This window comes from Micromonospora sp. NPDC047187 (genome assembly GCF_040643355.1).
In the GTDB taxonomy this organism is placed as follows: domain Bacteria; phylum Actinomycetota; class Actinomycetes; order Mycobacteriales; family Micromonosporaceae; genus Micromonospora; species Micromonospora salmantinae.
This window is the reverse complement of the sequence record NZ_JBEYUF010000026.1, coordinates 40,204-59,587: the sequence shown is the minus strand read 5'-3', so window position 1 is coordinate 59,587 and position 19,384 is coordinate 40,204. Positions and strand designations below refer to the sequence as shown.

Here is a 19,384-nt window from a genome sequence, read left to right as displayed (position 1 = left end):
CCGGCGATGGTGCACCCCCGGCCCGGGCCGGCCGGGCCGGGGGTCCGCCCCCCAACGCGCCAGCGGGGCCGTGCCGGTGTCCCGACCACGGGCACCGGCACGGCGATCCCCCACCGACGGATCGGCGGGCACTGTCAGTCCAGGTCGAACTCGCCGTCCTGGGCGCCGGCCACGAAGGCGTCCCACTCGGCCTGGGTGAAGACCAGCACCGGGCCGTTCGGCTCGGCCGAGTTGCGCATCCCGATCAGGTCGTCGACGAAGGCGACCTCGACGGCGCTGTCGGAGGTGTCCCCCTCGGCCCGCTGCCAGACCGCCCGAGAGAGGTCGAAGTCGCCCTTGGGGTGCTGCGCCATGGTTCTTTCCTCCAGTGCCGAGGGTCGTGTGGTGACCGGTTGCCGATCCCCATCGGGCAGGATAAGCGGATGCCGAGCCTGACCCGTGTAGAGGCGACCGCGCGTGGCGCGGCGATTAGCGTCGAGTCCTATCAGGTGGACCTCGACCTCACCGGTGACGGTGACCTGTTCCGCTCCCGCGTCGAGATCCGGTTCCGGGCCACCGTCGGCGCCGCGACCTTCGTCGAGGCCAAGCCCGCCAAACTGCGCTGTGTACGCCTCAACGACCGCGACCTGGACCCCGCCCTGCTCACCGACAACCGGCTGCCGCTCGACGACCTGGCCGAGGAGAACACGCTCGTCGTCGAGGCCGAGATGGCGTACTCCAAGACGGGGGAGGGGATGCACCGCTTCGTCGACCCGGCCGACGGCGAGACCTACCTCTACGCCGAGTCCTTCCTCGACAACGCGCCGCGCATCTTCGCCGCCTTCGACCAGCCCGACCTCAAGGCCCCGGTCACGCTCTCGGTCACCGCGCCGGCGCAGTGGATCGTCGCCGGCAACGCCGAGCTGGCCGCCAACCCGGCCCCCGGGCGCTGGGAGTTCGCCCCGAGCGAGCCCCTGGCCACGTACTTCTTCTCGCTGATCGCCGGGCCGTACCACGTCCGGCGGGCCGAGCACGACGGCATACCGCTGGGCATCTACTGCCGCCGGTCGCTCGCCGAGCACCTGGACGCCGACGCCGAGGAGATCTTCACCATCACCCGGCAGTGCCTGGACCGGTTCCACCAGCTCTTCACCGAACGCTACCCGTTCGGCAAGTACGACCAGGCGTTCGTGCCCGAGTTCAACGGCGGCGCGATGGAGAACCCGGGCCTGGTCACCTTCCGCGACGACTACGTGTTCCGTTCGGCGGTCACCGACACCCAGCGCGAGCAGCGCGCCGGCACCATCGCCCACGAGATGGCCCACATGTGGTTCGGTGACCTGGTCACCATGCGCTGGTGGGACGACCTGTGGTTGAACGAGTCCTTCGCCGAGTACCTCGGCACCCGGGTCACCGCCGAGGCGACCCGCTTCGATCAGGCCTGGACCACCTTCGCCATGCGGCGCAAGGCCTGGGGCTACGCCGCCGACCAGCGGCCCTCCACCCACCCGATCGCCCCACAGGAGGTCGTCGACGCCGAGGCGGGCCTGCTCAACTTCGACGGCATCTCGTACGCCAAGGGCGCCAGCGTGCTGCGTCAGCTGGTGGCGTGGCTCGGCGACGAGGCATTCCTCGCCGGCCTGAACGCGCACTTCGCCGCACACCGCTTCGGCAACGCCACGCTCGCCGACCTGCTGGCCAGCCTCTCCGCCAGCAGCGGGCGGGACCTGTCCGACTGGGCCGAGCTGTGGTTGCGCCGCCCGCAGGTCAACACGCTGCGTGCCGAGGTCGCCGTCGACGCCGACGGTCGCTACACCGAGGTGGCAGTGGTGCAGACCGCGCCCGAGTCGTACCCGGTGCTGCGCCCGCACCGGATCGGCGTGGGCCGCTACTCGACGGACGGCACCGGTCGGCGTGACGAGGTGGACATCGACCCGAACGCCGACGGAGGCCGCACCGTGCTCGGTGCGTTGACAGGCGAGCCGGCGGCCCGGTTGTTGCTGCTCAACGACGGTGACCTCACCTTCGCGAAGGTACGCCTCGACTCGGCGTCGGCGGACGCCGTCCCGCAGGTGCTGCCCGGTCTGGCCGACCCGCTGGCGCGAGCGGTGCTCTGGCGCGAGGCACTGGACGCGGTGACCGACGGCGAGCGGCCGGTCACCGGCCTGGTCGACCTGATGGCCGCCGCGCTGCCCACCGAGACCGAGGTGATCATCGCGGAGGACGTGCTGACACTCAGCCGGTCCCTGGTCGACCGCTACCTCGACCCGCTGACCCGCTCCACGGCGCTGGCCAGGGTCGCTGGGACGTGCCAGCGGCTGCTCGACGGCGCGCCGGCCGGGGAGTCGTTGCAGCTCGCTGCCGCACGGGGTTGGATCGCCGCGACCACCGACGCGGATCTGCTCGTCGGTTGGCTCGCCGGCCGGGACGTGCCGGCCGGTCTGAAGATCGACGCGGAGTTGCGCTGGGCGGTGCTGCGTCGCCTGGTGGTGCTGGGCGCCGCCGGCGAGGCGGAGATCGCCATCGAGGCCGCCGCCGACAACAGCTCCACGGGCGCGGAACGGGCCGCCCACTGCCGGGCGGCACTGCCCGACCCGGTGACGAAGCAGGCGACCTGGGAGATCATCCTGCGGGACACCGCGCTGTCCAGTCGACTGCTGGAGGCGATCACCGAGGGGTTCTGGCAACCCGAACAGGCCGACCTGACCGCCGCGTACGTCGATCGGTACTTCGCGGAGATGCCGGCCGCCGCGCACCGGCGTACCCCCTGGACGGCCGACCGGGTGGCCGCCCTGGCGTTCCCCCGCTACGCCGTGGCGCAACCCACCCGGGAGGCGGCCGCGGCGCTGCTGGCCCGCGACGACCTGACCCCTGGCCTGCGCCGGGTGGTGACCGACGCCGACGACGACCTGCGTCGCGCGCTGGTCGCCCGGACGGCGGTGGCCGCCGCCTCGGCCTGACCGCTGCCCGCGCGCCCTGAAGCCGTGGGGTGGCCGGCGCGAGTGGCCCGGCGCGGGCTGGGCGCTGCCGGCGGGCTGCTGCGGGGTGGCTGGCCGGCCACCCCGCAGCCACCGCTCAGCGCAGGGCGGGCTCCGCGGTGACCGGCGCGTCCCAGTCGATGACGTAGCGCTGCTCGTCGGCGACGGTCTTCTCCGGGTCCAGCACCGTGCGCACCATCAGCGGCATCAGCAACGGCATCAACGTCCGCGCGACCGCACCGGGGGCCTTCGCGTGGTTGATCCGGGCCGCGCGGGCCGCGACCTTCTCCACCCGGCTACGACGCAGCCGCACGTACGCGGCGAACGCCGCCTGGACGTCCGGCAGGTCGCGCAGGCAGCGGGCGAGTTGTACCGCGCTCTCGATGGCCAGCGACGCGCCCTGCCCCGAACTGTTCGACGGTGCGTGCGCCGCGTCGCCGACCAGCACCATCCGGCCCCGATGCCAGTGCGGCACGGGCGGCATGATCTGCAACGATCCGACCACCTGGAGGTCGTCGGCGTTGCTGGTGCCGACCAACTCCCGGCCCGGGTCGTCGTCGCCGTAGGTGGCGCGCAGCGTGTCCAGCCACTGCTCCGCCGGTACCGCCCGGGCCTCGACGAGGCTCATCGGCCGCTGCTGCGGCAGGTTGGCCCCCCACCGGGTGCCGCCGCCGGGCTCGGGCCAGTACAGGTAGTAGCCGCGTCGGCCGAACGCGAACGTCATGGTGCCCGACTCGGCGTCCACCTCGTGCCGGGCGACGGCTTCGAAGCCGAGCAGCCCGGTGAACCGGGGTCCGGGCGCGGCCGGGTCGATCAGATCCCGGACCGTGGAACGGATCCCGTCCGCGCCGACGAGGATGTCGGCGGTCGCGGTACTGCCGTCCTCGAAGCGTGCGGTCACGCCGTCGCCGGTCTGCTCGGCGTCGACCAGCCGCTTGCCGTACGCGAACGGCACGCCCTCGGCGAATGCCTGGTCGTGCAGCACCTGGTACAGCTCGGCCCGGTGCACCACGTGCAGCGGCGGCACCCCGGTCAGCGTGGGCATGTCGAGGCGGCGGCGGCCGACGGCCAGAGCGCTGCGGTCGATCGGTGTGGCGATCGCCGTCACCGCCTCGTGCGCGCCGACCGTACGCAGAGCCGCCACGCCGTTGGGCGCGAGGGCGAGGGTGCCGCCGATGCCGCTGGCCGTGGTCGGGTACGCCTCGTAGACGGTTGCGGTGATGCCGGCGCGGCGCAGCGCGAGCGCTGTCACCGGCCCGGCGATGCCACCGCCGACGACGATCGCGGTTCGTACCGTGGTCATGCTCTCTCCCTGGTGTGGTCGGTGGTGCGCGGCGCGCGGACCTGTCGTGGTCGGTGCGCGGGCGCGCGGACCTGGGAGGGAGCCCGGTTATCCTCGTGATTGCCGCTTCGGGCCGGGTGCCTTCCCAGGCGTCGGTTCGGGGTCAGGGCCCCGGTGAGGTGTTGGCGCACCTCGCCGGGGCCGCTCTTCAGCCGGTGCTGTCGGCTCTCCGGCTGCTGCTGTCGGGGCGTTCGGTGCTGTCGGGGCTGGCCTCCGGGGTGTGGGTGGTTGGGGTGTCGGGGTTGAACCTCGGGGTGTGCGTTCCCTCGGCCAACTCGGTCAGTTCGGCCGGCATCTCGCCGGTCTCGTGGAAGGCCCGCCAGGTGCTCAACCCGGGGTAGCTCCCCGAGGTCAACTCCGCGAGCAGTGCCCGCAGCCAGTCCGCCTCCGCGTCCCGCATGGCGAGGTCGTACTCCGACTCCACCAGGAACAGCCGCGGGATCTCCCGCAGGTGCGCGTCGAGGGTTTCGCGGTCCTGGCGGATCGCGGCCTCCAGCAGGTCGAGTCGTTGCCGCAGCAGGCCGGTGGCCTCGTCGGGATGCAGCGCGGCGAGCACTGACAACCCGGCCCGGAAACGGGGATGCTCCGCCATCGGGGTGGAGACCAGCTCGCGGGCCCAGTCGACCAGCTCCGCCCGCCCCGCGTCGGTGATCCGGTAGACGGTGCGTTCCGGGCGTCGGCCCTCGCGCACGCTCTCCACCGCCTCGATCAGGTGGTGTTTGTCCAGGTTGCCGATCACCGTGTAGAAGGAGCCCCACTTGAACTCCATGTCCTGGTCCTTGCCCCAGGCCCGCAGTGCGGTGGCGATCTCGTACGGGTGCATCGGCCGCTGGACGAGTGCGGACAGCACGGCCAGCGCCAGCAGGTTGCCGACCTTGCGCCGCTTCGGCACGATGACCCCCTCGCTCGTCGACGGTTACTCGTCGACGAATATACGCCGACGGCGAGAATGCGACGACCCCGCGCGCTGGACCGTGGGCCGGAGTGGGGTGACGTACGGCGGTGCCGGGCCGGGACGGTCGGCCACGGCGCTCGGCCTACGATCATCGGGTGGAGGAAGATATCCGGCGGATCGGGATCATGGGTGGCACCTTCGACCCGATCCACCACGGGCACCTCGTCGCGGCCAGCGAGGTGGCGGACCGGTTCGGCCTGGACGAGGTGGTCTTCGTGCCCACCGGCCAGCCGTGGCAGAAGGCCGACGAGCCGGTCAGCCCGGCCGAGGACCGGTACCTGATGACAGTGATCGCCACCGCCTCCAACCCTCGCTTCCAGGTCAGCCGGGTGGACATCGACCGTAGTGGGCCGACCTACACGGTCGACACGCTGCGTGACCTGCAGGCCGAGTACGGCCCGAAGGTGCAGTTGTTCTTCATCACCGGTGCGGACGCCCTGCAACGCATCCTTTCCTGGAAGGACCTGGACGAGATCTTCGAGTTGGCGCATTTCATCGGCGTGACCCGCCCCGGTTTCCCGCTGAGTGACAAGCACCTCCCGGCGGACACCGTCAGCCTGATCCAGGTGCCCGCGATGTCCATCTCGTCGACCGACTGTCGCGCTCGGGTCGCCCGAGGCGAGCCGGTCTGGTACCTGGTGCCCGACGGTGTGGTGCAGTACATCGCCAAGCGGAGCCTCTATCAGCGCTGAGCGCACCCGTTATGCCCAGGTTCGTGGCGCTAACCGACCAGAACTGGACGATCGGGGTGCCGGCGGGTATGAGACGCTTGGAGGATCGCACGCTTGATCGAAGGAGAACGGTGACGATTTCCGAACGCGCTCACGAGCTGGCTATCGCGGCCGCCCAGGCCGCCGCCGACAAGAAGGCGCAGGACATCACGATCATCGACGTCGGCGACCAGCTCGCCATCACCGACGCGTTCGTGCTCGCCGCTGCCCCCAACGAGCGTCAGGTGCTGGCCATCGTCGACGCCATCGAGGAGAGCCTGCTGGAGCTGCCGGACAAGGCGAAGCCGGTGCGGCGCGAGGGCGAGCGTGGTGGCCGCTGGGTGCTGCTCGACTACGTCGACATCGTGGTGCACGTCCAGCACACCGAGGAGCGCGAGTTCTACGGGCTCGACCGTCTCTGGAAGGACTGCCCCACCATCCCGTTCGTCGATCGCGACCTGGTCGAGGCCGACGCCAGCGGGTCCGCCGCCGCCGAATGACCCGGCTGATCGTCTGGCGGCACGGCAACACCGACTGGAACGCCGCCAACCGCGTCCAGGGGCAGACCGACGTACCCCTCAACGAGCTTGGCCGCGACCAGGCCCGCGCCGCCGCCCCGCTGCTCGCGGGGCTGCGGCCCGACGCCATCGTGGCCAGCGACCTGAGCCGCGCCGCCGACACCGCCGCCGCGCTCGCCGCGCTGACGGGTCTGCCGGTACGCACCGACGCCCGGCTGCGCGAGCGGCACTTCGGCCAGTGGCAGGGTCTGCACCTCACCGAGGTCGCCGAGCGCTTCCCCGAGGAGTACGCGCGCTGGCGGGCCGGCGACCCCGACCCGGGCGCGGATCTGGAACCCCTGCACGACCTCGGCGAGCGGGTCGGCGCCGCACTGCGGGAGGCTGCCGAGGCGGCAGCCGGCGGCACGGTGGTGGTCGCCACCCACGGTGGCGGGTCCCGGCAGGGCATGGGTCATCTGCTCGGCTGGGACACCCGGGTGCTGCGCTCCGTCGGCTCGTTGGCCAACTGCCACTGGAGTGAGCTACGGCACGACGACCGTGCGCCGGCCATCGGGCGTCCGCAGGACGTCAGCGGCTGGCAGTTGCGGGCGCACAACGTCGGCCTGATCACCGCCCCGGTCGCCGTCGACGCGGTCTGAGCACTCGCGCCTCGGCGTTCGCGGCCTCGATCGGCTAGCGTGCCGGGCATGCCCGTCGCGGTTGTCATCGACTCCACCGCCTACCTTCCGCCCGAGCTGGTGCAGGCGCACCGGCTGACCGTCGTGCCGTTGACCGTCGTGCTCAACGGCGCGGAAGGGCTGGAGGGGGTGGAGACCCAGCCGGCCGACGCCACACTGGCGCTGAGCGCCCGCCGGGTCACCGCGACCACCTCCCGCCCGGCACCCGAGCAGTTCGCCCGGACGTACCGCCGACTGCTCGACGCCGGCGCCGACGGGATCGTCTCGGTGCACATCTCCGCCGCGCTGTCCGGCACGGTGGAGGCCGCCCGGCTCGCCGCCGCCGACCTCGACGGCCGGGTCGAGGTCGTGGACAGCCGCTCGGCGGGCATGGGGCTGGGCTTTCCGGCCATCGCCGCCGCCACCGCCGCCGAGGCCGGCGCCGACCTTGCCGCTGTACGCGACGCGGCGCTGGCCGCCACCGCCCGCACCACAGTCTGGTTCTACGTCGACACGCTGGAGTTCCTTCGCCGGGGCGGCCGGATCAACGCGGCCGAGGCGTTGGTCGGCACCGCGCTGTCCGTCAAGCCGATCATGCACATGCCGGACGGGGCGATAGTGCTGCGGGAGAAGGTGCGCACCGCCAGCCGGGGAGTGGCCCGTCTCGTGGACCTGGCCGTCGAGGCGGCCGACGGCGACGACGTGGATCTCGGAGTGCACCACCTGGCCGCGCCGCAACGGGCCGAGGCGTTGCGGGCTGCGCTCACCGAGCGGTTCGGTGACCGGCTGCACGACACGTACGTCTCCGAGGCGGGCGCCGTCGTCGCCGCGCACGCCGGGCCTGGCCTGGCCTGCGTGGTCGTCCACCGCCGACCGGAGGGCTGAGCCGTGCCCACGTCGTGCGTGGTGACCGGAGGCGGTCGCGGTGTCGGCCGGGCCGTGGTGGAACGGCTGCTGGCGACCGGCGCCACCATCGTCGTACTGGAACGCGACGCCGACGCGGTCGACTGGTTGGCCGACCATCCGGCAGCCGATCGGCTCGTCGCGGTGATCGGCGACGCCGCCGACGAGCAGGTGGCCGAGCGCGCCGCCGAGCTGGCGGACCGCGCCGCGCCGCTGACCGGCTGGGTGAACAACGCAGCGGTCTTCCGCGATGCCACGCTGCACACCGCGTCGGCCGACACGGTGCTGGACCTGATCGGGTTGAACCTGCGCCCGGCCGTGGTGGGCGCCGCGGTCGCCGTCCGCCGCTTTCTGGCCCGCGCCGCCGGCGGCGCGATCGTCAACGTCTCGTCGCACCAGGCCCGCCGGCCGGTGTCCGGTGCCCTGCCGTACGCGACGGCTAAGGCCGCCGTGGAGGGGCTGACCCGGGCGCTGGCTGTCGAGTACGGGCGGCACGGCATCCGCGCCAACGCGGTAGCGCTCGGCTCGATCGCCACCGAGCGGCACACCGAATTCCTCGCCACGCAGGAGCCCACCCAGGCCCAGTGGATCGACGCCGAGCTGACCCGGCTGCACCCGGTGGGTCGCATCGGGCGGGCCGAGGAGGTGGCCGAGGCGGTCGCGTACCTGCTGTCGCCCGCAGCGAGCTTCGTCAACGGGGTGACGCTGCCGGTGGACGGCGGACGGGCCGTACTCGGCCTCGACCCAGAGACCCGCTGACCGCCTAGATCGCTCGGCTTCTAGCTGTCGGCGACGAACACGCCCTGCCCCTGCTGACCGTAGATCAGGTTTCGCTCGTGCAGCTCCTTGACGGCTCGATAGGCCGTGGAGCGTGCCACGTTGTACAGCTCGCCGATCTCGGACACCGATGGCAGTTGTTGGCCAGGCGAGTATTCACCTGAGCGAATCTTTTGCTCAATGTCATCCGCCACGCGGCGGTAGTGCGGTGGTCTCGTCGGCATGAGCGGCTCTCCCGGACTTCAGCGGAGATCATGTTTCCAGCCCGGGCGTGATCGAGACAAGGCGGCAACGCAGCAAAGTGGAGATAGTGAGAACTTGACTACACTGAGACAGTGGATACAGTGAGACAGTGACCGGGTGCTCCTGGACTTCAGCACTCCTGAGGTATCCGGTCTGCCCGCCCTGAGGGAGTTCATCGCAAGGTTTCGGCCCCCAGGGCGGGCTACTTCCGATCGCGCGGAGGCGTCGAACATGCCAATCGATGAACCGGTGTCCACGGCGACCGAACTGTTCATGGCCAAGCGGGTGCTGGATGCCCACTGGACCCGGGCGCTGGCGCTCGTGGCAGAAGTCGCCTCGGTCATGCTCCAGAAACGGTGAACGATCGGCTCCGCGCCGCTGTGTTAGCCTCCGTGCGCGCCCCAGATGGGCCTACCCCCGGAGGTTCTGGCTACTTCAGCCACCACGCCGAGATCGATGCGATGTACGCGTCTCTCGTGCGGGATCCGGGGCGTCGGTGCCCTCGGGGCTTCGTCATCTGTGTGGCTGGGTGAACGCTGTGGGCCTCCGGTCGGGTCTTCGGATCGACCGGGAAGAAGACGGTACGGATGACAGTCACGTTCAACCACACCATCATCGCCAGCAAGGACAAGAGCGCCTCGGCCGCGTTCTACCGGGAGCTGTTCGAGCTGCCAGAGGCGCCATCGTGGGGGCCGTTCGCCAACGTCCAACTGGACGAGGGTGTGCTGCTCCAGTTCGCCGAGCCGCCGGTGGACATCCAGATGCAGCACTACGCGTTCCTCGTCGACGACGAGTTGTTCGTGCGCTGCCTGGCGTTCGTCGAGGGACGTGGCATCACGTACTGGGCCGACCCGCAGTTGAAGCGGGAGGGGGAGACCAACACCGAGCACGGTGGCCAGGGCTTCTACTTCTTCGACCCGTCCGGCCACGCGATCGAAATCATCACCCGGCCGTACCTGTAGCAGGCGGCGTCGTTCGTCGAGGACGGTGTCGGCCCCGGCGGGCATCGGCCGGGCGGCGAGTCACGCAGCGGCGATGTCTGACTGAAACGGCGTAGCCGCCGTCTGCGGCCATAGCAGGTCGGGGCATGATCAGGGCGTTGTCCACAGTGGCGTTGGTTGTCCACAGGACGGCGTCGTCCCGCTCCGCCGTTCCGGCCACCGCCATAGCGTCGCGGTGTGTCGCACGACGAGGAGACAGAGGTACGCCAGCGCCTGCGCCGGCTGACCGAGGCGGCTGTCGCACCGCTGCCCCGGCCGGAGGTGCCGCTCGCGGGCGTACCCCAGTCGTCCCTGGTCGGCGCGCTGCCGGCGGACGTGCTGTCCTCCCAGCCCGCCGCGGAACCGTCGTCGGCGGGCCTTGCGGTCCCGCCCGAGTCGCGGTTGCCCGGCCCGTCGGCGTTCGACCCTGGGCGGCGGGGCGTGCGGGCGTTGGCGGTGGTCGCCGTGGTGGTGGTCGTGGGCGCGGCAGGTTGGGCCTGGCAGGCCCGGCCGCAGTCGGAGCCGGTCGTCCCACTGGCCAGCGAGGCCGCGTCGGCCGCGCCGGCCGGTGACCCGAGTGTGTCCAGCTCCGGCGAGTTGGTGGTGGCGGTCGCGGGCAAGGTCCGAAAACCCGGTTTGGTACGCCTGCCGGCCGGGTCCCGTCTCGCCGACGCGGTGCAGGCGGCCGGCGGCGCCCTCCCGGGGGTCGACGTGGCGCTGCTCAACCCCGCCCGCAAGGTCATCGACGGCGAGCTGATCGTGGTCGGGGTGACGCCACCGCCGGTGCCGGGCGGTGCGGCCGGGCCTGCGGCAGGTGGTGCGGCTCCCGTCGCCGGGCCGCTGAACCTCAACACCGCGACGCTGGCGCAGCTCGACGCGCTGCCCGGGGTGGGGCCGGTGCTCGCCCAACGGATCCTCGCCCACCGGGATCAGCACGGCGGGTTCAAATCCGTTGGCGACCTACGCCAGGTCGACGGGATCGGCGATGCCCGCTACGAGCAGCTCAAGGACCTGGTGACGGTGTGAGCGGGTTCTCCGTACCCGCTGACCCACCGGCCGGCGGGGCTCAGCTCGGGCCGCCGGATCTGCGACTGGCCGGGCTCGCCGTGGCGGCCTGGCTCACGGCGCTCGCCGGCCTGCACCTCGGCAGCCGCGCCACGCTGCTGGTGGCCGGCACGGCGGCCGGGCTGACGGCGATTGGTGCCGTACACCTGCTCGGCCGCCTCGGCCGTCCCCGAGCCGTGCTGCGACGCTACGGGTGGGTCGCCGTGGCGGTCGGCCTCGGTGTGGTCTGCGGTGGTGCGGGCACCGCCGCCCAGCTCGCCGTTCGCGACGCGCCGCCGATCCGTGTCCTCGCCGAGCAACGCGCTCCGGTCACCGCCGACCTGGTCGTCCGGGACGATCCGCGCCCGATCCGCAGTGCCGGGCGGCCAGGCATGTTGCTGGTCTCGACCGAGCTGGTCCGGCTCACCGGCCCGGATGGTCGGCGGATCCACGCGTCGGTGCGGCTACTGGTCCTGGCGACCGACCCGGCGTGGCGGGGCCTGTTGCCCGGGCAGCGCCTCACCGCCGACGGCCGGCTCGGCGTACCGCGCGGTGGCGACCTCACCGCGGCGGTGCTCAGCACCAACGGCCCACCGGATCGGCACGGTGCGCCGTCCTGGGCGCAGCGCGCCGCCGGGACGCTGCGTGCCGGCCTGCAACGGGCCTGCGCGCCGCTGCCCGACGACCCCGGTGGGCTGCTGCCCGGTCTGGTGGTGGGCGACACCAGCCGACTGCCACCCGCCGTCGAGGCGGACTTCCAGGCCACCGGGATGACCCACCTCAACGCGGTCTCCGGCTCCAACGTGGCGATCGTGGTGGGTGCGGTGCTGTTGCTGGCCCGGTGGTCGCGCGCCGGCCCGTGGCTCGCCGCCGCGCTGTGTGGGGTGGCGCTGGTGGGGTTCGTCATTCTCGTGCGCCCGTCGCCGAGCGTCGTACGGGCAGCCACGATGGGAGCGATCGGGCTTGCCGCGCTCGCCGCCGGTCGACCTCGGGCGGCGCTGCCCGCGCTGGCCGCCGCCGTGACCGTGCTGGTGCTCGTCGACCCCGAGTTGGCCGGGGACCCCGGGTTCGCCCTCTCCGTGCTGGCCACCGGTGGCCTGCTGCTGCTCGCGCCACGTTGGCGGGACGGGTTGCGTCGGCGAGGCGTCCCGCCCGGGCTGGCCGAGGCGCTGGCCGTGCCGGCGGCTGCCCAACTTGCCTGCGGCCCGGTCGTCGCCGGGATCTCCGGCACGGTGAGCCTGGTGGCGGTGCCGGCAAACCTCCTGGCGGTGCCGGCCATCGCCCCGGCGACCGTGCTGGGCGTGCTGGCGGCCATGGTGTCGCCGATCTGGCCGGCCGGCGCCGAGTTCGTCGCGTGGCTGGCGAGTTGGCCGGCCTGGTGGCTGGTGCTCATCGCCCGCCAGGGTGCTCGACTGCCGGGTGGCACCCTGCCGTGGCCGGGTGGGGTGCCCGGTGCACTGCTGCTGACCGGGCTGACCGTCGCGCTGCTGATCGCGGTGCGCCGGCCACTCGTACGCCGGCTGGTGGCGGTGGTCGGGGTCGCCGCCGTGCTGGGTGCCCTGCCGGTTCGGCTGGTGGCCGCCGGCTGGCCGCCCGCGGGGTGGGTGGTGGTGGCCTGCGCGGTGGGGCAGGGCGACGCCCTGGTGCTCCCGGTCGACCCCGGCCGGGCCGTGGTGGTGGACGCCGGGCCGGAACCGGGTGCGGTGGACGGTTGCCTACGTCGGCTCGGCGTACGGGAGGTGCCCCTGCTGGTGATCAGTCACTTCCACGCGGACCACGTGGGCGGGGTGGCCGGGGTGTTCCGGGGGCGGCGGGTGAGTGCCGTGCTGACGCCGTCGTCCACCGACCCGGAGAGCGGTCGGGACCTGGTTCGGGCGGTGGCCACCGGCGGGCGGGCCGCGCTGCTGACCACAGTGGCCGGCGCTCGCCACCCCGTGGGCGGGGTCGACCTGCTGGTGCTCGGCCCGCCGTACCCGCTGGCCGGGACCAGGTCCGACCCGAACAACAACTCGCTGGTGCTGCGCGCCACGGTGGCCGGGGTACGGATCCTGCTGGCCGGCGACGCGGAGACCGAGGAGCAGCACGCGATGGTGGCGCGGGCGGCCCCCGGCCAGTTACGGGCGGACGTGTTGAAGGTCGCGCACCACGGGTCGGCGTACCAGTACCAGGGCTTCCTCGACGCGGTGCGGCCGGCGGTGGCGCTCGTGCCGGTGGGCACGGGCAACACCTACGGGCACCCGAGTCCGGGACTGCTCGCCCAACTGGGCAGGGACGGCGTGCGGGTGCTGCGTACCGACACGGACGGCGACGTGGCGGCGGTCCGGACGGACGGCGGTCTGGCGGTGGCCCGACGAGGTGTGCCCGCGGGCCGACAGCCCTGAATAGGTCTTCGGTTAATCGAGCCAATTGCGGATTTAGCGAACAATTGAGTTGGATGTCTGGATTTGCGCTGTGTGCGGGCTGCGCCGATCAAGCAGCGAATGAGCAGGCACGATCCCGCCGCAGGCCGTGCGAATATGGGCGGCGTGACCCCCGCCAGCCTCGCCCCCATTCTGCTCGTCCTCGGTGACGAGGAACTGCTCGCCACGCGCGCGGTCACCGAAGCTGTCGCGAAGGTTCGCAGTGTGGACCCCGAGGTGGACGTCCGCGAGTACCAGGCCAGTGCGCTCACCGTCGGCGAGATCGCCGAGATGCTCAGCCCCTCGCTGTTCGGCGGGCGGCGGCTGCTGATCCTGCGTTCCGGCCAGGACGCCCGCAAGGATCTGGTCGCCGCGCTGTTGGCGTATGCGAAGAATCCCGACCCGGAGGTCCAACTGCTGGTGCTGCACCTGGGCGGTGCCAAGGGCAAGGCGTTCGCCGACGGCCTGCGGGCGGCCGGCGCGACGGTGGTCCCGGCCGCCAAGCTCAAGGGGCACCGCGATCGGGTGGCCTTCGTCCGCGACGAGATCCGGCGGGCCGGCGGAAGGTGCACCGACGACGCCGCCGAGGCGCTCATCGCCGCGGTCGGCAACGACCTGCGTGAGCTGGCCGCCGCCTGCTCCCAACTGATCGCCGACACCGATGGGCGGATCAGCGCCGAGGCGGTCTCCCGTTACTACCGGGGCCGGGTCGAGGTGACCGGCTTCACGGTGGCGGACGCCACGATGGTCGGCGACGTGCCGGCGGCGCTCGAGGCACTGCGCTGGGCCCTGCACGTCGGGGTCGACCCGGTGCCCATCGCCGATGCCCTGGCCGACGGGGTGCGCACTGTGGCCCGGGTGGCGTCGGCCGGGCGGGGTAGCCCGTACCAGCTCGCCAGCAGCCTCGGAATGCCCGCCTGGAAGATCGAGCGGGCGCAGCGGCAGGGGCGGGGCTGGACGCCGGAGGGCCTGGTCCGGGCCATGCAGGTCGCCGCCGAGTGCAACGCGGCCGTCAAGGGCGGCTCCGACGACCGGGCGTACGCCCTGGAGCGTGCGGTCTTCTCGGTCGCGGCGGCCCGGCAGGGCAGCGCCAGGTGACGGGGGCGAACCGCCCAGCGTGGGCCACCATTCCCGTGGACGAGGAGCGGTACCGGCCGCTCTACGCCCGGCTCCTCGGCCTGCGGTTCGTCAACCCCGGCGGCGTGCTGTGTTTCCTCTTCTTCGAAGGTGCCATCGCCCTTGCGGTGCTGCTCGCCCTCGCCGAGTTGGTCAGCTGGTGGGCGGTGCTGGTGCTGCCGGTAGTGGTGGCCGCCATGGTGAAGCTCAACGACATGGTGGCCGCGATCGTGGTCCGCTCCGCCGCGCTCGTGCCCGAGCAGGAACGGGACCGGTTTCGCCGGCAGATGGAACCGGTGGTCGGCCGAGCCCGGGTGGAGTGGGTCTCGCACAGCGTTCCCGGCGTCGTGATCACCGCCGACCCGTTGCCGCCGCCCCGGCGGACCAACCCGTCAGACTGAGCGCCGACCCCGTCGGAGCCCACCGCACAGGAACGGCCGGCCGGAGAAACGCGGCCGGCAGCACGCACAGAACGGCCGGCCCGGATAGACCCGGCCGGCCTCTGGACACGCGGAAACCCCGGGCCTGGGGCCCGGGGTTTTCCGAATCAGTCTGACGGTGAAGTCGTCAGGCGGAGAGCGACACCACGCGCTTCGCGATCGCGGACTTGCGGTTCGCGGCCTGGTTGGAGTGGATCACGCCCTTGCTGACGGCCTTGTCCAGCTTGCGCGAGGCGTCCAGCATGAGCGCGGTCGCCTTCTCGACGTCACCGGCCTCGGCAGCCTCGTGGAACTTCCGGACGGCGGTCTTCAGCGACGACTTGACCGACTTGTTGCGCAGCCGGGCCTTCTCGTTCTGCCGGTTGCGCTTGATCTGGGACTTGATGTTCGCCACGCGACAGCCTCGTCTTGATAGCTCGGGTTGGTCAGCTTATTGCGCGTGATGACGAACGTGCGTCATCGCTGCGCGAAGAGCCAGGTTACCAGGTCGCCCGGGACGAGCCAAAACGGCTCGGCCTTCGCGCGAACGGACCCGGCCCGTCGGGGACCAGGTTACGCCCTCGACCACGGTGGCGCCCCACCGCCAGCCCTGGGCAGCCGGTCTGCGTCACCGGGAGTCCAGGCTGCCCCAGGCCGGTCCGCGTCACCGCCAGCCCTGGCGGCGGGCCAGCCAGTCGAGCGACTGCTCGCCGCTCCACCGCTGGTGGGCGGGCAGGTGCGGCGAGGCCGTCGGCGGTGCCGCCGCAGCGCCGGTGAGGTAGTAGCCGGCCAACGCGGCCAGTGTCGCGTCCAGCGCGTCCGGGGGCGCGCCGGCGGTGGTCGGGTGCGCGGCGAAGAGCCGGTCCGCGTCCAGCCCGCTGGCGTACGCGGTGAGCAGCAGGCCGGCCAGGTCGAACCAGGCCGGCCCGGTGCAGACCCAGGTCCAGTCGCAGAACCAGGCTCGACCGTCCGGGCCGATCAGCACGTTGTCGACCCGCAGGTCGCCGTGGATCAGGCCGGTCGCGCCGGCGGCGTACCGGGGGAGGAGGGATTCCAACTCCACCAACTCGGGCAGCCGGTCCAGCAGCGGCGCGGGCAGTGGCGGGGTCGGCTCCCGACCGGCGGCGACCTCCTCCCACCAGAGGATGTCCGACCGGGCCAGATCGGCCAGGTGCGGCAGGCCGAGCGCGGTCAGCTCGGCCGGCGGGTCGGCCAGGGCGGCGGCGATCCGCGCGTACCCGGCGAGGGTGGCGTCCAACTCGGCGGGCACCCAGGGCAGGTGCGGTGTGTGCCCGTCGACGGCGTCGGTGCACAGCACGAACCAGCCGGCCGCGGAGAGGGTCCACCGGGGGCGGGGCGCCGGCAGGTCGGCCGGCAGCCGGTCGAGGATCGCGGCCTCTCGGGCGTACCAGTCGACCAGATGCGGTTGCTCGGCGGCGGGTGCGGCCTTGACGAAGGCCCGACCACCGTCGGCGGTGTCGAGCACGGCGGCGAACCCGCGGGTGAAGCCCGCGCCCGCGACCCGGGCGGTGACCACCGGCGCGCCGAGCCGGTCGGCGACCGCGGCCCGCAGCGCCGCCGGTAACGCCGGCCACGACGGGCGCAGGGCGCTCGCGTGGTACGGCACCGGCGGCAGCAGGGAAGGGGACATCCCACCATGCTGCCCCGGGGTACGTGCGCGACGCACGGCGACACTGCCAGACTGCCAAGCCATGAGGACCGAGGACTTCTGGCAGCTGATCGACGAGGCGCGGGCCGGCGGCGGGGGTGAGCCCGGCCCGGTCGCCGCGCGGGCCGTGGCGCTGCTCGCCGAGCGCGACCCGGAGGACATCATCGGGTACGCGCGGCACCAGACGCGGGTGCTGGCCGCGTCGCACAAGGCGGATCTGTGGGGTGCGGCGTACCTGATCAACGGTGGTGCCTCGGCTGACGGCTTCGAACACTTCCGGGGCTGGCTGATGACCCAGGGCCGGGCCGTCTTCGCCCGCGCGGTCGCCGAACCGGACTCGCTGGCCGAACTGCCCCAGGTGCGGGCGGCCTCGCTCAGCGGCGAGGAGTTCTCCGCCGAGCAGATGCTCTCGGTGCCCTGGGACGCGTACCGCAAGGCCACCGCTACCGAACTGCCGGCGGACCGCGACCCGGTGCGGACGCCGGATCTCAACGACTTCTGGGACTTCGACGACGAGGACGAGGCGCGTCGCCGGCTGCCCCGGCTGGCCGCGCTCTTCGTCGAGCCGCCGATGGAGTGAGGGATCCTCGGGCCGTTCCATCGCCCGCGCAGTGGGCGCACCCCGGCGGCGTGGGAACATAGAGGGGGTCGGCGGCGCGCCGGCCTGTTCACGTCAGCCGACCAGAACGGACCGCTGTGCCACCGAAGCTCGATCCCGGCGCGAACGCCCCTGGTTCCACCGACCCCGGTCGCATCCGGAACTTCGGCATCATCGCCCACATCGACCACGGGAAGTCGACCCTGGCCGACCGGATGTTGCAGCTCACCGGTGTGGTCGACCCCCGGCAGATGCGCGCCCAGTACCTGGACCGGATGGACATCGAGCGCGAGCGCGGCATCACCATCAAGAGCCAGGCCGTTCGCATGCCGTGGACCATCCGTGAGGGTGAGCGGGCTGGCGAGCACGCGGTGCTCAACATGATCGACACTCCGGGGCACGTGGACTTCACGTACGAGGTGTCCCGGTCGCTGGCTGCCTGCGAGGGCGCCGTGCTGCTGGTCGACGCCGCGCAGGGCATCGAGGCGCAGACCCTGGCCAACCTCTACCTGGCTCTCGAGAACGACCTGCGCATCATCCCGGTGCTCAACAAGATCGACCTGCCGGCCGCGCAGCCGGAGAAGTACGCCGAGGAACTGGCCCACCTGATCGGCGGTGACCCCGCCGACTGCATCCGGGTCTCCGGCAAGACCGGCGAGGGCGTTCCGTACCTGCTCGACGAGATCGTCCGGCAGTTCATCCCACCGGTCGGTGACGCCGTGGCGCCCGCCCGGGCGATGATTTTCGATTCGGTGTACGACGTCTACCGCGGCGTCGTCACGTACGTCCGGGTCATCGACGGCCGGATCAGCGCCCGCGACCGGATCAAGATGATGTCCACCGGTGCGGTGCACGAGCTGCTGGAGATCGGTGTCATCTCACCCGAGATGGTCAAGGCCGAGGCGCTCGGCGTCGGTGAGGTCGGCTACCTGATCACCGGTGTGAAGGACGTCCGGCAGTCCCGGGTCGGTGACACGGTCACCATCAACAGTCGGCCGGCGGCCGAGGCGTTGGGTGGGTACAAGGACCCGAAGCCGATGGTCTACTCCGGCCTCTACCCGATCGACGGGTCCGACTACCCCAACCTGCGCGAGGCGTTGGACAAGCTCAAGCTCAACGACGCCGCCCTCGACTACGAGCCGGAGACCTCCGGCGCGCTCGGGTTCGGCTTCCGCTGCGGCTTCCTCGGCCTGCTCCACCTGGAGATCATCCGGGAGCGGCTGGAGCGCGAGTACAACCTCGACCTGATCTCCACCGCGCCCAACGTCGTCTACCGGGCGATCACGGACGACGGCGAGGAGATCGTCGTCACCAACCCGAGCGAGTACCCCACCGGCAAGATCGCCGAGGTGTACGAGCCGGTGGTCCGGGCCACAGTGCTGACGCCCAACGACTACGTGGGCGCGGTCATGGAGCTGTGTCAGGGTCGGCGCGGCAACCTGCTCGGCATGGACTACCTCTCCGCCGACCGGGTGGAGCTGCGCTACACGCTGCCGCTCGCGGAGATCATCTACGACTTCTTCGACCAGTTGAAGAGCCGTACCAAGGGCTACGCCTCACTCGACTACGAGCCCACCACCGAGCAGGCGTCCGACCTGGTGAAGGTGGACATCCTCCTGCACGGCGAGCCGGTGGACGCGTTCAGCGCCATCGTGCACAAGGACAAGGCGTACAACTACGGCGTCACCATCGCCGCCAAGCTGCGCACCCTGATCCCGCGCCAGCAGTTCGAGGTACCGATCCAGGCTGCCATCGGCAGCCGGGTCATCGCCCGGGAGACCATCCGGGCGATCCGCAAGGACGTGCTCGCCAAGTGCTACGGCGGTGACATCAGCCGTAAGCGCAAGCTGCTGGAGAAGCAGAAGGAAGGCAAGAAGCGGATGAAGATGGTCGGCCGGGTCGAGGTGCCGCAGGAGGCGTTCATCGCCGCCCTCTCCTCCGACTCCGGCGACGGCAAGGCCGCCGGCAAGAAGTAGTTCGCGCCGCCGTACGCGCCCGGGTGCCATCCGCACCCGGGCGCGTCGCGTTTCCGGACGCCTCGCCCACAGTGCCTCCGCCGGGTCCCTTGGGCCGCAGAGACTGCCGGCCGAGCGCGCCG

Annotated in this window: 20 protein-coding genes; 14 read left to right on the top strand and 6 right to left on the bottom strand. The window is 72.2% G+C overall.

What is annotated here, in order from left to right; genetic code table 11:
• Positions 1–134: 134 nt before the first annotated feature.
• Positions 135–353 (bottom strand): DUF397 domain-containing protein, encoded by a 219-nt coding sequence (locus tag ABZ794_RS28820; RefSeq protein WP_124817462.1) that lies wholly within the window; start codon positions 351–353, stop codon positions 135–137.
• Between the two features lie 69 nt (positions 354–422).
• On the opposite strand from ABZ794_RS28820, the gene pepN reads away from it, so the two are divergent.
• Positions 423–2,939 (top strand): aminopeptidase N, encoded by a 2,517-nt coding sequence (pepN, locus tag ABZ794_RS28815; RefSeq protein ID WP_357518471.1) that lies wholly within the window; start codon positions 423–425, stop codon positions 2,937–2,939.
• A 115-nt stretch (positions 2,940–3,054) separates the two neighbouring features.
• Here pepN and ABZ794_RS28810 read toward each other — a convergent pair whose 3' ends face one another.
• Together ABZ794_RS28810 and ABZ794_RS28805 are read right to left on the bottom strand one after the other, a co-directional pair.
• Positions 3,055–4,260, bottom strand: coding sequence for an NAD(P)/FAD-dependent oxidoreductase (locus tag ABZ794_RS28810; RefSeq protein ID WP_210785343.1), 1,206 nt, complete (start codon positions 4,258–4,260; stop codon positions 3,055–3,057).
• A 187-nt stretch (positions 4,261–4,447) separates the two neighbouring features.
• On the bottom strand, positions 4,448–5,191 hold the full coding sequence (locus ABZ794_RS28805; RefSeq protein ID WP_238690193.1) for a PadR family transcriptional regulator: 744 nt from the start codon (positions 5,189–5,191) through the stop codon (positions 4,448–4,450).
• A gap of 158 nt (positions 5,192–5,349) precedes the next feature.
• Between ABZ794_RS28805 and nadD the strand changes: the two genes are divergently transcribed.
• The 5 genes from nadD to ABZ794_RS28780 all read left to right on the top strand — a co-directional run bounded on the left by nadD (position 5,350) and on the right by ABZ794_RS28780 (position 8,800).
• On the top strand, positions 5,350–5,946 hold the full coding sequence (nadD, locus tag ABZ794_RS28800) for a nicotinate-nucleotide adenylyltransferase (protein WP_030336528.1): 597 nt from the start codon (positions 5,350–5,352) through the stop codon (positions 5,944–5,946).
• 110 nt (positions 5,947–6,056) lie between these two features.
• On the top strand, positions 6,057–6,464 hold the full coding sequence (gene rsfS / locus ABZ794_RS28795; RefSeq protein ID WP_210785344.1) for a ribosome silencing factor: 408 nt from the start codon (positions 6,057–6,059) through the stop codon (positions 6,462–6,464).
• On the top strand, positions 6,461–7,120 hold the full coding sequence (locus tag ABZ794_RS28790) for a histidine phosphatase family protein (protein ID WP_210785345.1): 660 nt from the start codon (positions 6,461–6,463) through the stop codon (positions 7,118–7,120). The genes rsfS and ABZ794_RS28790 overlap by 4 nt, the downstream gene beginning before the upstream one ends.
• Positions 7,121–7,168: 48 nt before the next feature.
• A complete protein-coding gene (locus ABZ794_RS28785) occupies positions 7,169–8,023 on the top strand; it encodes a DegV family protein (protein ID WP_210785346.1) in 855 nt (284 codons plus the stop codon).
• 3 nt (positions 8,024–8,026) lie between these two features.
• Entirely contained in the window at positions 8,027–8,800 is a 774-nt protein-coding gene (locus ABZ794_RS28780; protein ID WP_210785347.1) for an SDR family oxidoreductase, read from the top strand.
• 20 nt (positions 8,801–8,820) lie between these two features.
• On the opposite strand, the gene ABZ794_RS28775 is transcribed toward ABZ794_RS28780, so the two are convergent.
• Positions 8,821–9,012, bottom strand: a complete 192-nt coding sequence (locus tag ABZ794_RS28775; protein ID WP_244236754.1) for a GntR family transcriptional regulator — start codon at positions 9,010–9,012, stop codon at positions 8,821–8,823.
• A 280-nt stretch (positions 9,013–9,292) separates the two neighbouring features.
• Between ABZ794_RS28775 and ABZ794_RS28770 the strand changes: the two genes are divergently transcribed.
• The 6 genes from ABZ794_RS28770 to ABZ794_RS28745 all read left to right on the top strand — a co-directional run bounded on the left by ABZ794_RS28770 (position 9,293) and on the right by ABZ794_RS28745 (position 15,001).
• Positions 9,293–9,421 (top strand): hypothetical protein, encoded by a 129-nt coding sequence (locus tag ABZ794_RS28770; RefSeq protein WP_357518467.1) that lies wholly within the window; start codon positions 9,293–9,295, stop codon positions 9,419–9,421.
• Between the two features lie 227 nt (positions 9,422–9,648).
• On the top strand, positions 9,649–10,023 hold the full coding sequence (locus ABZ794_RS28765; RefSeq protein ID WP_210785349.1) for a VOC family protein: 375 nt from the start codon (positions 9,649–9,651) through the stop codon (positions 10,021–10,023).
• 216 nt (positions 10,024–10,239) lie between these two features.
• Positions 10,240–11,067, top strand: a complete 828-nt coding sequence (locus ABZ794_RS28760; protein WP_238690188.1) for a ComEA family DNA-binding protein — start codon at positions 10,240–10,242, stop codon at positions 11,065–11,067.
• Entirely contained in the window at positions 11,064–13,466 is a 2,403-nt protein-coding gene (locus tag ABZ794_RS28755; protein WP_357518464.1) for a ComEC/Rec2 family competence protein, read from the top strand. Before ABZ794_RS28760 ends, ABZ794_RS28755 begins: the two co-directional genes overlap by 4 nt.
• A gap of 135 nt (positions 13,467–13,601) precedes the next feature.
• Positions 13,602–14,582: a DNA polymerase III subunit delta gene (gene holA, locus ABZ794_RS28750; RefSeq protein WP_210786071.1), complete on the top strand. Its 981-nt coding sequence runs from the start codon at positions 13,602–13,604 to the stop codon at positions 14,580–14,582.
• A complete protein-coding gene (locus ABZ794_RS28745) occupies positions 14,579–15,001 on the top strand; it encodes a hypothetical protein (RefSeq protein WP_210786072.1) in 423 nt (140 codons plus the stop codon). The genes holA and ABZ794_RS28745 overlap by 4 nt, the downstream gene beginning before the upstream one ends.
• A gap of 166 nt (positions 15,002–15,167) precedes the next feature.
• Here the strand turns inward: ABZ794_RS28745 and rpsT are convergent, their stop codons facing one another.
• Both rpsT and ABZ794_RS28735 read right to left on the bottom strand, forming a co-directional pair.
• On the bottom strand, positions 15,168–15,434 hold the full coding sequence (gene rpsT / locus ABZ794_RS28740) for a 30S ribosomal protein S20 (RefSeq protein ID WP_030491765.1): 267 nt from the start codon (positions 15,432–15,434) through the stop codon (positions 15,168–15,170).
• Positions 15,435–15,683: 249 nt separating this feature from the next.
• The gene (locus ABZ794_RS28735) at positions 15,684–16,670 is read right to left on the bottom strand and encodes a phosphotransferase (RefSeq protein WP_210786073.1); all 987 of its coding nucleotides are present in this window, start codon (positions 16,668–16,670) and stop codon (positions 15,684–15,686) included.
• Between the two features lie 61 nt (positions 16,671–16,731).
• Between ABZ794_RS28735 and ABZ794_RS28730 the strand changes: the two genes are divergently transcribed.
• Positions 16,732–17,268 carry a DUF4240 domain-containing protein gene (locus tag ABZ794_RS28730; protein ID WP_112588292.1) on the top strand — a complete coding sequence of 179 codons (537 nt, stop codon included), beginning with the start codon at positions 16,732–16,734 and terminating at the stop codon, positions 17,266–17,268.
• A 116-nt stretch (positions 17,269–17,384) separates the two neighbouring features.
• Positions 17,385–19,262 carry a translation elongation factor 4 gene (gene lepA, locus ABZ794_RS28725; RefSeq protein ID WP_145792555.1) on the top strand — a complete coding sequence of 626 codons (1,878 nt, stop codon included), beginning with the start codon at positions 17,385–17,387 and terminating at the stop codon, positions 19,260–19,262.
• Positions 19,263–19,384: the final 122 nt, after the last annotated feature.

Coding starts and splice junctions, on each gene's coding strand:
- ABZ794_RS28810 (WP_210785343.1), bottom strand. CDS start 4,260: ATGACCACGGTACGAACCGCGATCGTCGTCGGCGGTGGCATCGCCGGG.
- ABZ794_RS28765 (WP_210785349.1), top strand. CDS start 9,649: ATGACAGTCACGTTCAACCACACCATCATCGCCAGCAAGGACAAGAGC.
- ABZ794_RS28735 (WP_210786073.1), bottom strand. CDS start 16,670: ATGTCCCCTTCCCTGCTGCCGCCGGTGCCGTACCACGCGAGCGCCCTG.
- ABZ794_RS28770 (WP_357518467.1), top strand. CDS start 9,293: ATGCCAATCGATGAACCGGTGTCCACGGCGACCGAACTGTTCATGGCC.
- holA (WP_210786071.1), top strand. CDS start 13,602: ATGGGCGGCGTGACCCCCGCCAGCCTCGCCCCCATTCTGCTCGTCCTC.
- ABZ794_RS28790 (WP_210785345.1), top strand. CDS start 6,461: ATGACCCGGCTGATCGTCTGGCGGCACGGCAACACCGACTGGAACGCC.
- pepN (WP_357518471.1), top strand. CDS start 423: ATGCCGAGCCTGACCCGTGTAGAGGCGACCGCGCGTGGCGCGGCGATT.
- ABZ794_RS28785 (WP_210785346.1), top strand. CDS start 7,169: ATGCCCGTCGCGGTTGTCATCGACTCCACCGCCTACCTTCCGCCCGAG.
- ABZ794_RS28730 (WP_112588292.1), top strand. CDS start 16,732: ATGAGGACCGAGGACTTCTGGCAGCTGATCGACGAGGCGCGGGCCGGC.
- ABZ794_RS28820 (WP_124817462.1), bottom strand. CDS start 353: ATGGCGCAGCACCCCAAGGGCGACTTCGACCTCTCTCGGGCGGTCTGG.